Raw genomic sequence first — 12,010 nt, forward strand, 5'->3', positions numbered from 1 at the left:
TTGAAGATGTCCTGAAATCTTTAGTTTTCGACTTCGACAAATCGTCCTAGGATATGGACATTTTCCGAAACAGAAACAAAGGCCGTCGGATCCACTTGTTTCATAATCAGTTTAAAATCATTGAATTCTGCGCGAGTGATAACCGTAATCAAAACCGCTTTACGCTCGTGGTTATAGGTCCCTTCCGCATCATGAATGATGGTCGCTCCACGATGTAATTTATTGTGGATTTTTTCAATCACTGCATCAGGATTATTGGTCACAATCGTCGCCTGCATACGTTTTTGCTTGGTGAAAACTGCATCTGTCACACGACTTGAGACAAAGATGGTAATCATGGAATAAAGGGCATATTTCCAACCAAAGGTCACTCCAGCAATCAGCATAATTGTACCATTAACCAAAAAAGAGATACTTCCGACGTTACGACCTGTCTTCTTACGAATGGTTAGGCTGACAATATCTGTTCCGCCACTGGAGATATTATGACGTAGCGCAAATCCGATTCCAAGCCCCATGACAACACCCCCAAAAAGGGCATTGATGATGGGATCCTCTGTTAAGACCACCACAGGCACAAACTGGATAAAGAGTGAGCTCATGGATACCGTGATAAAGGTAAAAATTGTGAACTTATGTCCAATTTGATACCAGGCCAAAATCATGAGAGGAATATTGATGGCATAAAATGCTACCGATATCGGGAAATGAAAACCAAACCAGTGGTTACTAAGGGCAGATATAATCTGGGCCAAACCTGTCGCACCACTTGAATAAACGTGCCCTGGTTGGAAAAAGAAATTGACAGCTACTGCTGATAGAAAACCATATACCAGAGAAGCTGAGATTTTTTCATCGTATTTTTCTCGGGAGATACTCTGTAAAACACGCAAAATCTTTACTCGATACGCAAAGCGGCGAAGATAATGGTACCACTTTTTAGTTAGTTTCGTTTGTTTCATCTTGTTCTACTTGTAGATTAAGTTCCTCTAGTTGTTTAAGAGCTACTGTTGATGGTGCTTGTGTCATTGGGTCAGTTGCCTTGTTGTTCTTAGGAAAGGCAATGACTTCGCGGATATTTTCTTCTCCTGCTAAGAGCATTACAAAGCGGTCAAGCCCGATCGCCAAGCCACCGTGTGGTGGGAAGCCATAGTCCATAGCTTCCAAAAGGAAACCAAACTGGTCATTGGCTTCTTCAACTGAGAAACCAAGAGCTTTGAACATACGTTCTTGAAGTTCTTTTTGGTTGATACGAAGGCTACCGCCACCAAGTTCATAACCGTTTAGGACGATATCATAGGCAATGGCACGGACCTTAGCCAAATCACCCTCTAACTCATGAGCAGTATCTGCCTGAGGAAGAGTAAATGGATGGTGGGCGCTCATATAACGTCCCTCTTCTTCAGACCATTCAAACATTGGCCAGTCAACAACCCAAAGGAAGTTAAATTTATCCTGATCAATCAAGCCTAATTCTTTAGCAATACGTCCACGAAGGGCTCCAAGTGTTGCATTAGCTACTTCAAGCGTATCAGCAACAAAGAGAACCAAGTCTTTATCTTCAAGACCAAGCGCTGTTGTCAATTCTTCTTGGATACCAGTCAAGAACTTGGCAACTGGTCCGTTTAATTCTCCATCAACCACCTTGACCCAAGCAAGACCTTTAGCACCATACTGCTTGGCCACCTCTGTCATCTTGTCAATATCTTTACGAGAGTAGTTGTCTGCTGCACCTTTAACTACAATTGCTTTAACCGCAGGAGCTTCTGTGAAGACTTTGAAATCTACACCCTTGACAAGATCTGTCAAGTCTTGAAGCAACATCTCAAAACGAGTATCAGGCTTGTCAGAACCATAAAGAGCCATGGCATCATCATACTTCATACGAGGGAATGGCAGTGTTACTTCGATGCCTTTTGTTTCCTTCATCACGCGCGCAATCAAACCTTCTGTGATATCTTGAATTTCTTGCTCAGTAAGGAATGAAGTTTCCAAGTCGACCTGTGTAAACTCAGGTTGACGGTCTCCACGTAAATCTTCATCGCGGAAACATTTGACGATTTGGTAGTAACGGTCAAATCCCGCATTCATTAACAACTGTTTTGTAATCTGCGGACTTTGAGGAAGGGCATAGAAATGACCCTTATTGACACGAGAAGGCACCAAATAGTCACGCGCCCCCTCTGGTGTTGACTTAGAAAGGAATGGCGTTTCCACATCAATAAATTCCAACTCATCCAAGTAGTTGCGGATAGAATGTGTTACTTTGGCACGAAGTTTAAGATTTTCCAACATTTCTGGACGACGAAGGTCAAGATAACGGTAACGTAGACGCGTATCATCGTTCGCTTCAATGCCATCCTTGATTTCAAATGGTGTTGTTTTGGCTGTGTTAAGTACAGAAAGAGCTGTTACATTCAATTCAACTGCACCAGTCGCCAACTTATCATTGGCTTGCTCACGTGCAGCAACTTGACCAGTCACCTCGATGACAAATTCACTACGAAGGCTTTCAGCTGTTGCCATCACCTCTGCAGATACTTTTTCTGGGTTGATAACCAACTGCATGATTCCTTCACGGTCACGAAGATCGATAAAGATCAAACCACCAAGGTCACGACGACGGGCTACCCATCCTTTCAAGGTAATTTCTTGTCCGATGTGTTCCTCACGAACACGACCAGCATACATACTACGTTTCATGTTTTATCTCCTCTTTTATTCTGTTACTATTTTACCATAAAAGCGCAGGCTCTTCATGAAAATCATCAGAAAAGTTGAGAAGAATCCTGCTATAAATGAAAAAATCCAGCAAAGTCATTCGCTGGATCTTATTTTACTTGGTATTTCTTTATTTTTTTCGCTTTTCAGCAATCTCTGCAGCCTTTTTAGGGAGAACAATCTCCGTTGCATAGGCTGTCGCAAATCGCATAATACCTGCAATTGGTGCAAAGATAACTGCTAGATAGTTATAAAAGAAATCCCCTTTAAAAGCATAGGCAAGCCCTCCAATAATGAAGAAGAGAACAACTGCCTGAATCACTGCTAATAATATCACTCGTTTCATGACTTCCTCCTGAGTCTATTATAGCATCATTATCATCACAAATGAAATTAAATTGTTCAAGGCATGTAATCCTATACTGTAGGCAAGCCCTCCTTTATTCACATAGGCCAATCCCAAACTACAACCAAGTGAAGCATAAACTAGGAATTGTTGAGGAGTGCCAGGGAAATGAACGAGTGCAAAAATGATGCTTGTTACTAGTAAAAAGAGAGCAGTCTGCTTAACATTATCCTGCTGAGGGAAGACATAACGAGCTAACATACCTCTAAAGGTCAACTCTTCTGTCAGGGGTGCAAAGACAACAATCATGAAGAAAGAGAAGAGAGGTTGATTATGAGTCAATTGTTCTGCCGTCTGTTGACTGACAGATGGATCATTTGGTAAGAAAGATTGTACAACAATGATAAGGACCCATACCAAGGCAGGCAACCAGATGTATTTGTTAAGGCCCGTTTTTTCTATCGTAACAGTTCCTGTCTTATACCACTTGTATGTTAAGAAGGTAAAAGCTCCTGCCAATAGAATATAAAGCGGAAGAACACCGACTATAGGTGCACCTGAACCAAGAGCAATCAGAGGTAAAGCCTGAATAAAACCGTAGATAAACAAAAATGATAAGAAAGCTAGAACAAACCAGCCAATGTTTTTAAGTGTTTTCATAAGATTCTCCTATTTAAAATAACGTTTTGTTTTTCTTAATTGTGCGATAGTTATATAAAGATGGATGATAATCAAAAGAACTAAGGCAACTACTTGTATTTCTCGTAAAATAACTGATAATACTATCAGTAAAATATAGAGCAATGGCAGTATAATTTGATCCAGCCTAAACAGAGTTAAAAAGGCACTCTCCATCTCTGCCTGCTTTTCTCCCTCATCATAACTGTTAAGATAGGTTAAAATATCTTTTGGAGTGTAATAAGCAGACAGTTTATAGTGTCGAACGATAAAAATAGTTCGCAACAAGTAATTGGCAACAATAATGTATAAGCATAATAGAATAAGAGTAGGAAGAATTAGCAAGGTATTTTTAAATATCGGAGAAATCAGTATGATCCCACTAGTCATCATTGCTATCATCAAAACATTGGAAGAAACTGAACCATAATCCAAGTAACGATAAGCTCTTACATAGGTCTGGTCACTATCTTCTTCCTCTGTCGCCCTTTGATAAAGAGTATAAATTTCGCGACTTTTACCAAGATAATACATGGCTAAAACGAAGGAAAGTCCTCCAATAACAAGAGCGATTCCATAAATAGTAGGTAAGACTTGTTCCATTTGAATCTGTTCAACTATCCCTCTAAGAGTGTAGGCAAAGGCTACTACAAAAGCACTTAACATACACATTACTACTCTCAACCATCTACGATTATTATTCATTTTCTGACCTCTATCTAAACTAGTCAATAACCTTAAGTAGTTTCAGTGATCTTTCCTATTTGAAATAACGTTTCACCATAGGTAACTGCATCACATTGATATAAATATGGATTGCTCCGACAAACAAGAAGGCTAGTAACTGAATCTCTCCTGTCAGTAAAGAAAAGAGAGCAATCAGAAAGTACAAAGCTGGCAAGACATACTGATGTAATTGGAATAAAATCCGAAAACTCTGTTCCAAATTAGCCTGGCGCTCCCCTTCATCGCAAGAATTGACATAACCTAAGATATCCTTTGGCATAGAGAAAAATACCATATCAAACTGGCGAACAATCGCAATGGTTTTATAAAAATATTTTTGAGCATTAAAAGTCAACACTAATGCCAAAAAAGAAAGAGATAAGGTTAGATTGCTTCTATTTAGTATAACCACTTCACTTGCTGAAATGAAGAGAGCCAATAAAATCGCTACACTTGCACTATTAAAAGCAATACTTCCAAACTCAAGATTCCGATACATTTGCACATAATAGCTTTCATTCAGATCATCATCCATTTCCTCTTGATACAAGGAGTGAAATTTTCTGCTTTTCTTTAAGAAATTGAAAGTTAAAAGAATGCTAATGAAACCTATCAGTAAACAAATAGCTGATATCCAGGGTATCAAGACTTTTACATCTAAAATAACTTCGTAGGATTCGGCACGTGCCTTAAACATCCCTACAAAACCGCCCAAGAACCCTCCAAAGACAACAGACATTAAAAATAACAAGCCACCTTTCTTATTCTTTTTCATATTCATTCTCCTTTTTCACTTGCTAAATTGTTTACTTTCTTTTCAATCCAGTCAACGACTGGGATAAGAGCAAAGTAGGCCCAAATAAATTGGTTGCTTTGATATGGATTAAACCAGCCTAGGTCCATCCCAATCAGTAGAAATACGCTGACTAATAAAGCTAGGGCAACTACATAATAAATCACTTTATACTTGTTCATCATTTTTCTCCTTTTTCTTCAACCGATTGAAAATGGACAAGAGGGCTAAATTAAGCCAAAACAAATACTTACTTTCAACAAAATAGAACCACCCCAGTAATGTTCCAACCATAGCGAAAGCATTCACAATGAGGGCAAGAACACTCATGTAATAAATCACTTTAAACTTATTCATCACTCGTCCTCCTCCAAGCGAAATACCGATTCGACTGTTTCGTTGAAAATTTGAGATATTTTCAGGGCAATGATAATGGACGGGGTGTACTCATCTCGCTCCAGTAGACTAATGGTCTGTCTGGAAATCCCTGCTAGCTTGGCTAAATCGGTTTGATTGAGACCATCACGAGCCCGAAGCTCTTTTAGACGATTTTTTAGTTGCATGTCACACACCTACTTTCCGTCAAATTGAATCGTTTGGATATCCTCAATGCGTTGTAATTTGAATTTTTCTTTTCCCTTTTTATCTACACGTCGTAGCTTGACCCACTCCTCATCAACATCTACAACTTCCCAATTGTCTGTCCCAAAAACTTGTCCAAAGATTGTTGGTTTTTTCCCAATCAATTCTTTTAATAATCTTGACATTTCTTTATTTCCTTTCTGTTTTTGCTCAATTCTTTTGATTTTATTCTCTAGTTTCTTGACCCTTTGGGTATGATAGAGATAAAACATAAACACAAGAGGTACAAATCCTAATGCCCACATAATCGTTCCTTTCTGCTATACTTTTCTTAACTTGATTTCATTGTAACACATCTTTTTATTTTTGACAAGTATATTTGTCAAAAAGTTTAAGATTTTTGTCATTTTGCAAAAGAAAACGGTCAGGAATAGTATCCTGACCAGTTTATATGCTATTAAAATCCTAGTTTTTCAAAGATTTCTGAGAAGTTTTGACTGATAGCACCAAGCGAAACTTGAACTTCTTCTCGAGTTTGGTTATTCTTAACTGTCACTTGTCCGCTTTCGACTTCACTCTCTCCTAGAGTGATGATAGTCTTAGCCGCAAAGACATCGGCTGACTTAAACTGAGCTTTAAGCTTGCGGTTAAGGTAATCACGCTCTGCTTTGAAACCTTGTTGGCGAAGAGCCTGTACTAATTCCAAGGCCTTAACATTTGCTCCTTCTCCCAAGACTGCGATATAGACATCTAGGGCGTTTTCGATAGGAAGTGCTACACCTTGTTTTTCAAGGACCAAAAGCAGGCGCTCTACACCAAGTCCAAAACCAAATCCAGCAGTCTCAGGACCACCAAAATAGGCAACTAAGCCATCATAGCGACCACCCGCACAGACGGTCAAGTCATTGCCCTCGATTTCTGTGATAAACTCAAAAATCGTGTGGTTATAGTAGTCCAAACCACGCACCATGTTGGTATCGATGATATAGGCTACTCCGAGATTTTCCAACATCTGACGAACAGCATCAAAGTGAGCTTGGCTTTCTGCATCCAGGTAATCCAAGATAGATGGTGCATTCTCCACAGCTACCTTGTCTTCTTTTTCCTTAGAGTCCAAGACACGGAGAGGATTTTCCTCCAAACGACGTTGGCTATCCTTAGACAAGGTCTCCTTGAGCGGTGTTAAGTAGTCAATCAAGGCTTGACGATAGGCCGCACGGCTCTCAGGATTTCCAAGAGTGTTGAGATGTAGTTTGATGCCTTGAATGCCGATTGCTTTCAAGAAGTGGGCTGCCATAGCGATCGTTTCTACATCGGTAGCTGGATTGCTAGAGCCAAAGCACTCCACACCAATCTGGTGGAATTGGCGTAACCGACCTGCTTGTGGGCGCTCATAGCGGAACATTGGACCCATGTAGTAGAACTTGCTTGGCTTTTGCACTTCTGGGGCGAAGAGTTTGTTTTCCACATAAGAACGAACGACTGGAGCAGTTCCTTCTGGACGGAGGGTAATATGACGATCTCCCTTGTCGTAAAAATCGTACATTTCCTTGGTTACGATATCCGTTGTGTCTCCAACAGAACGACTGATGACTTCGTAGTGCTCAAAAATTGGGGTACGTACTTCTGCGTAGTTGTAGCGTTTGAAGATTTCACGCGCAAAGCCTTCAACGTACTGCCATTTGGCAGACTCAGCAGGTAAAATATCCTGCGTTCCTTTTGGTTTTTGTAATTTCATAGGGAATCCTCTTTCTAACTTAATAGTCCTATTTTACCATAAATGAAGGGATAGCGACAGTGTGAAAAGAAGACTAACACCTAAATTTCATTTTTGAGGTTAAGACTAGCTAGGAGAATCGCAAGCAAGGAAAGCCCAACAAACAGAGCCCATGTTAACTGTATATCCCATACTGCCACCAGTGAAAAACAGGCCGTCCCCACTGGTATAGATAGAGTAAACAACAAACCTAAAAAATTACTAGTACGAGAGAGAACCTCTGGAGCAAGATTTTTCATGAGCAGAGCACTAATTTTTGGAGAAATTTTCCCAGAAACATACATGGTAAAAAAGACGAAAAGCATCCCGAGCAAGACTTGGTTTAACAAATTAGATAGACCAACTAGACTGGCTCCTAATGTAACCCACATCATCAATCTAGGCAGAGATTGCTTCCCAAAATAATCATTGCCCGTAAGGCTACTGATGATAACCGCTAATAAGGTAATCAATTGTAAGATAAACAATGCATCCTTGTAGGAAAAATTCAGTAAGGAATGATTTAAAAGGAAGATGTTATAGATACCACCTAAGGCACCACCCAAAGCATTGATAATCAAGATAGCAAAGAGCATAAAACCAAAGTTTTTCTGTCCACTTTTAAGAAAAACGAGGCGTAAGTTTCGGTAAATCGTTAAAAATTGATCTTTGATAGAAAGTTTCTCATTTTTCAGTGATTTACTATCAACAAGTGGAGTTGATAAGCCTAATTCAGCCCTTCCTAAAAAGAGAACGAGAGCTGACACTAGGAAAAATATGGCATTGATTACCGCTACGAGCGAAAAGTTCTGTGTTGACACCCCTAATAGCCAAACTCCAAAAGCTTGGCCGCCAATCGCAGAGATGTAGGTAATAAACTGAGAAAAGGAATAGGCCTCCATCAGATCTGACTCTGCTACCTTTTCTTTAACGAGAGGCATTCGCAAGCCACCCGCAAAATCACTGGCTACATCACTAATGACATTGATGAGGCAAAGGGTCGAAAAGGCAAAGAAACTAGCTTGCTGAACAACTAGGGCTGCTAGAAAAAATAAAACCGCCTGAAATAAACCGACATAGGTCATCCATTTGACCTTGTCCTTGGTATAATCTGCCCGAATCCCCACAAAAACTGTAAAAAGAGTTGGAAGCATCATCACAACATTCGCCATGGCAACGGCAACAGAAGCCTCTGGCAAAGTCGAGGCATAGACCACAAACACTAAATTAAAAATGGAAGCTCCAAAAGCATTGAAAAATCGTGATAAACTCAAAACTCTGTATGCTTGATTTCTTAGTAATAGTTTCATATAGATTCCTCTCTTTCTCACATACTACTTTTATGGTAGCTCTAGTATAGCATCAAGAATCTTACGAGAAGACATTTTTGAATATATGCAACAGACTAAACTGATAACGAAAACGATAGAATTTGTCTAATGCTAATAAGTATCTTCACAGTCCTATCGTTTCAAGTTATTTTATCTAGTTGCAGATATTCAACACTCCATGGTGCTTCTATAATAGTCAGCAGATCTGCTACAACCAATCATCTCGAAAATACGAATAGCGTCCTCCATCTTTCTCTGCCCTTCCTCTGCTCTTCCTTGCTTACTATCAAGCAAACCTTCTGCCCAGAGGTAGACTATTCGAAAATAGGTTTCATTTTCTTCAAAGAAGTTCTTTTCAATTTGTTTTTTGAAATAAAGGGCATTGGTAACATCATCAACTTCAATACAGGCCATAAAACCATTGAGGAGCAAGGTATGCATTATATTTCGATTTTTCCCAACTCCTTGCAAGAAATCTGACTTCCGCAACATTTCTCGAGAGTACTTTGTAAAAAGCTGGACTGATAAAAGCGGAGAGCAGGAAGAAAAGAACAACAATTCATAGTGTCCCCAAATTTCGACAGAAAATAGATAATCATGTAGGACTCTTTCTTCCTCAGCGGTCAATGTAACCGTCTCATCAATGGCTTTCATATAGGATTTTATTAAAATAGCATTGAGAATATGTTGCTGTCTATCTTTTGAAAAAGGAAGTTGTTGATACTCTCTCTGGTAGAGAGTGCGCAAGGATGTCAAATCTTGAGGGTCAATAGCCTCAACTATTCTGTTTCTAAATTCAGAATAGGCATCTTGATGAAAACCTCTCGCCAAAAATAACAATTCTTCCATACTCGCATGAATATTCTCCAAAGCTGTTATTAACTTTGGAGCAGATATTTCACTCTGACCATTTTCAAAACGCGACAATAAGGATGCTGAAAAGCGTCCACCTGTTGCTTTTCTCAAGGAAATTTTTCTTGATTCTCGTAACTCTTTAAAAACTTTTCCTAAATTCTTCATCCTCTTACCACTCGTCTTTTATTTTTTCCTATTTTACCACATTTCCTAATAAATACTAGTTCCAAGCTAGCATTTACAATCTGCCACAGGCATGATACAATGAATAACATCAGATATACGAAGGAGAACTTATGAAAAAGAATATCTTGACAACTCTTGTGGCTGCCCTTGTCTACTTTCTCTGCATCGGAGTAGGGGTTCTACTAGGAAACCTTGTCGACCACACTGGAAATATGTTTTACGCCCCTGCCTTTTCTGCTCTTGTGGGTGGTAGCGTCTATATGATCCTTTTAGAAAAAGTGCCTCGTTTTGGAGCGATTACTACGATTGGACTTGTAATTTCTCTATTTTTCCTCGGGAGCAAGCATGGAGCTGGAGCCTTCCTGCCAGGAATCATCTGTGGACTTGTTGCAGATGGCATTGCTCATCTTGGCCACTACAAAGATAAGGTCAAGAACCTTCTTTCCTTCCTAGTTTTTGCTTTTGGTACTACTGGTCCCATCCTACTTATGTGGATAACTCCTCAAGCCTATATCGCAACTCTCGTAGCTCGCGGAAAATCCCAGGACTATATCGATCGCATCATGGTTGCACCAAATCTCACTACCATCCTTCTCTTTGTAGCAAGCGTCCTTATCGGTGCTCTACTTGGTGCCTTGATCGGACAAGCCCTTAGCAAGAAATTAACACATAAACAGTAACAAAAAAGCTCCTTGTCTCTAATATTTATTTGAGACAAGGGGCTTTTTTAATGAAATATTTAAAATTCACTGTAAATAAATTCTTGGATGTTTGAAAAATCTGTGACAAGAGAATAAATCACGATGCTTAAAATAACCGTGTAGAAAAACAAGGTCCACAATAGTAAACGTTGTGTGTCAGTTAGTTTCATTTGCAAATTTGTAAAGTTCTTTTTCAACTTCCATCCATCCTTTCACCCCAACGTGCATCACGTCAAATAAAAAGTAATCTTCATACTCTTTATTTCCATAGTTTAACACAGTAGCACCATGGCTTTGGGCAACATTTTCTATTTTTTTGTAAGTTTCTTCACGCATTTCTCGTGAAACACCTGTGTAATCATTCCACTTACCATTTACTGGGAGTATAATAACTTCAACTTCAATTCCCAATTCCTTAGCAACTGTCAAGAAGAGTTCCATATCTGAATACTCTGGTGACTCCAGGTAGCTCAAATCTTTATTAGAATCTTTTAATGAAGCATAGCGATCTTTCAAATAAGTATTGTAGTAGTTGTTATCTACAGCATAATCATTATTGTCTGTTTTCTTTTTAACTTCTGCTACAAACTGATCTGTCAGCTGCTCCCAATTATAGTCAGGTGTTTTATCCCCTAATGAAGGATAATCTGATTTGGCATGATTTTCATAGAATTTTTGTTTAAGCTTAAAGGAATAAATCGTGTTATCTAACTCCAATAGTTTTTTATCAACAATGGTTCCTTTTCCTTCTATAAAGTAGCTTTTATACTTTTTATAGATATCGTTCTGTTGTTTATTCCCTTTGGTAATCTCAATAATGCGATTGATCAGTTTTTCTTTGGTTTCCTTACTGATTTTCTCGTTATCTAGCATGTGAAAAATGTGTTCCTGAGAAGCCTTATTTAAAAAAGCATCTTGATGGGTTCCATCCTTTTCGAACCATTGAACAGACTCTACGATGGCTACTTTTCGCTTACTCATAGCTCCTTCAATCGAGCCCAAGGTTGTAGCTTGAATGATATTTTGAGAATAACTGGTTCCTATCTGCATGATATTAAAATCATTGTAGTTAAAAATTTTATTAGGATGGTAATCTTCCTTTACCGTCGCAACTAACTCTGAGGAACCCAGTAGAACTAGTGTGTTGGGAGTGATATTATTTGTTAGAATATCCCTACTTTTATACTTTTCATAAGAAGTGCTGTAGCGAATACTATTGTCCTTGACTTTATAATAATCATCAACCTTCTTGACATATGTCACATTTAAAAGGGCAAGTGTCGCAATTACGAGCACAAGCGATAGTAAAAATGCTTTTAACTTAATCATCTTGTT

General features: G+C 39.0%; 14 protein-coding genes and 1 pseudogene. 1 reads left to right on the forward strand and 14 read right to left on the reverse strand.

The genetic code is table 11. The features are described from left to right. Positions 1-20: 20 nt before the first annotated feature. The 13 genes and pseudogenes from O3611_RS04155 to O3611_RS04215 all read right to left on the reverse strand — a co-directional run bounded on the left by O3611_RS04155 (position 21) and on the right by O3611_RS04215 (position 9,953). The gene (locus O3611_RS04155; protein ID WP_371607916.1) at positions 21-962 is read right to left on the reverse strand and encodes a YitT family protein; all 942 of its coding nucleotides are present in this window, start codon (positions 960-962) and stop codon (positions 21-23) included. After that, positions 940-2,703, reverse strand: a complete 1,764-nt coding sequence (gene aspS, locus O3611_RS04160; RefSeq protein ID WP_371607917.1) for an aspartate--tRNA ligase — start codon at positions 2,701-2,703, stop codon at positions 940-942. Before aspS ends, O3611_RS04155 begins: the two co-directional genes overlap by 23 nt. Positions 2,704-2,851: 148 nt before the next feature. Then, complete coding sequence (locus O3611_RS04165; protein WP_049508793.1) at positions 2,852-3,067, reverse strand: hypothetical protein; 216 nt, start codon at positions 3,065-3,067, stop codon at positions 2,852-2,854. Between the two features lie 18 nt (positions 3,068-3,085). Beyond that, entirely contained in the window at positions 3,086-3,727 is a 642-nt protein-coding gene (locus O3611_RS04170) for a lysostaphin resistance A-like protein (RefSeq protein ID WP_371607918.1), read from the reverse strand. A gap of 9 nt (positions 3,728-3,736) precedes the next feature. Continuing rightward, positions 3,737-4,450 (reverse strand): DUF3169 family protein, encoded by a 714-nt coding sequence (locus O3611_RS04175; protein ID WP_371607919.1) that lies wholly within the window; start codon positions 4,448-4,450, stop codon positions 3,737-3,739. Positions 4,451-4,505: 55 nt separating this feature from the next. Further along, positions 4,506-5,252 (reverse strand): DUF3169 family protein, encoded by a 747-nt coding sequence (locus tag O3611_RS04180; RefSeq protein WP_371607920.1) that lies wholly within the window; start codon positions 5,250-5,252, stop codon positions 4,506-4,508. Next, positions 5,249-5,446, reverse strand: coding sequence for a hypothetical protein (locus tag O3611_RS04185; protein WP_371607921.1), 198 nt, complete (start codon positions 5,444-5,446; stop codon positions 5,249-5,251). The genes O3611_RS04180 and O3611_RS04185 overlap by 4 nt, the downstream gene beginning before the upstream one ends. After that, positions 5,433-5,621 carry a hypothetical protein gene (locus O3611_RS04190; RefSeq protein ID WP_075229661.1) on the reverse strand — a complete coding sequence of 63 codons (189 nt, stop codon included), beginning with the start codon at positions 5,619-5,621 and terminating at the stop codon, positions 5,433-5,435. Before O3611_RS04190 ends, O3611_RS04185 begins: the two co-directional genes overlap by 14 nt. Then, the gene (locus tag O3611_RS04195) at positions 5,621-5,827 is read right to left on the reverse strand and encodes a helix-turn-helix transcriptional regulator (protein WP_057488194.1); all 207 of its coding nucleotides are present in this window, start codon (positions 5,825-5,827) and stop codon (positions 5,621-5,623) included. Before O3611_RS04195 ends, O3611_RS04190 begins: the two co-directional genes overlap by 1 nt. A 9-nt stretch (positions 5,828-5,836) precedes the next feature. Further along, positions 5,837-6,304, reverse strand: a pseudogene (locus O3611_RS04200) (hypothetical protein). Then, positions 6,304-7,584 (reverse strand): histidine--tRNA ligase, encoded by a 1,281-nt coding sequence (hisS, locus tag O3611_RS04205; protein WP_049548749.1) that lies wholly within the window; start codon positions 7,582-7,584, stop codon positions 6,304-6,306. Before hisS ends, O3611_RS04200 begins: the two are co-directional and overlap by 1 nt. Positions 7,585-7,664: 80 nt before the next feature. Next, positions 7,665-8,912: a transporter gene (locus O3611_RS04210; protein WP_371607922.1), complete on the reverse strand. Its 1,248-nt coding sequence runs from the start codon at positions 8,910-8,912 to the stop codon at positions 7,665-7,667. A 189-nt stretch (positions 8,913-9,101) separates the two neighbouring features. Then, positions 9,102-9,953, reverse strand: coding sequence for an Rgg/GadR/MutR family transcriptional regulator (locus tag O3611_RS04215; protein ID WP_371607923.1), 852 nt, complete (start codon positions 9,951-9,953; stop codon positions 9,102-9,104). A gap of 131 nt (positions 9,954-10,084) precedes the next feature. Between O3611_RS04215 and O3611_RS04220 the strand changes: the two genes are divergently transcribed. Then, on the forward strand, positions 10,085-10,654 hold the full coding sequence (locus O3611_RS04220; protein WP_371607924.1) for an MptD family putative ECF transporter S component: 570 nt from the start codon (positions 10,085-10,087) through the stop codon (positions 10,652-10,654). 177 nt (positions 10,655-10,831) lie between these two features. On the opposite strand, the gene dltD is transcribed toward O3611_RS04220, so the two are convergent. After that, positions 10,832-12,004, reverse strand: coding sequence for a D-alanyl-lipoteichoic acid biosynthesis protein DltD (gene dltD, locus O3611_RS04225; RefSeq protein WP_371607925.1), 1,173 nt, complete (start codon positions 12,002-12,004; stop codon positions 10,832-10,834). Positions 12,005-12,010 lie beyond the last annotated feature (6 nt).

This window comes from Streptococcus sp. 27098_8_91 (genome assembly GCF_041432385.1).
Taxonomy (GTDB): Bacteria; Bacillota; Bacilli; order Lactobacillales; family Streptococcaceae; genus Streptococcus.

Excerpts from the sequence above, each read along its gene's own strand:
- dltD (WP_371607925.1), bottom strand. The coding sequence starts at position 12,004 with ATGATTAAGTTAAAAGCATTTTTACTATCGCTTGTGCTCGTAATTGCG.
- O3611_RS04220 (WP_371607924.1), top strand. The coding sequence starts at position 10,085 with ATGAAAAAGAATATCTTGACAACTCTTGTGGCTGCCCTTGTCTACTTT.
- hisS (WP_049548749.1), bottom strand. The coding sequence starts at position 7,584 with ATGAAATTACAAAAACCAAAAGGAACGCAGGATATTTTACCTGCTGAG.
- aspS (WP_371607917.1), bottom strand. The coding sequence starts at position 2,703 with ATGAAACGTAGTATGTATGCTGGTCGTGTTCGTGAGGAACACATCGGA.
- O3611_RS04175 (WP_371607919.1), bottom strand. The coding sequence starts at position 4,450 with ATGAATAATAATCGTAGATGGTTGAGAGTAGTAATGTGTATGTTAAGT.
- O3611_RS04180 (WP_371607920.1), bottom strand. The coding sequence starts at position 5,252 with ATGAATATGAAAAAGAATAAGAAAGGTGGCTTGTTATTTTTAATGTCT.
- O3611_RS04170 (WP_371607918.1), bottom strand. The coding sequence starts at position 3,727 with ATGAAAACACTTAAAAACATTGGCTGGTTTGTTCTAGCTTTCTTATCA.
- O3611_RS04155 (WP_371607916.1), bottom strand. The coding sequence starts at position 962 with ATGAAACAAACGAAACTAACTAAAAAGTGGTACCATTATCTTCGCCGC.
- O3611_RS04165 (WP_049508793.1), bottom strand. The coding sequence starts at position 3,067 with ATGAAACGAGTGATATTATTAGCAGTGATTCAGGCAGTTGTTCTCTTC.
- O3611_RS04190 (WP_075229661.1), bottom strand. The coding sequence starts at position 5,621 with ATGAATAAGTTTAAAGTGATTTATTACATGAGTGTTCTTGCCCTCATT.
- O3611_RS04210 (WP_371607922.1), bottom strand. The coding sequence starts at position 8,912 with ATGAAACTATTACTAAGAAATCAAGCATACAGAGTTTTGAGTTTATCA.
- O3611_RS04185 (WP_371607921.1), bottom strand. The coding sequence starts at position 5,446 with ATGAACAAGTATAAAGTGATTTATTATGTAGTTGCCCTAGCTTTATTA.
- O3611_RS04215 (WP_371607923.1), bottom strand. The coding sequence starts at position 9,953 with ATGAAGAATTTAGGAAAAGTTTTTAAAGAGTTACGAGAATCAAGAAAA.
- O3611_RS04195 (WP_057488194.1), bottom strand. The coding sequence starts at position 5,827 with ATGCAACTAAAAAATCGTCTAAAAGAGCTTCGGGCTCGTGATGGTCTC.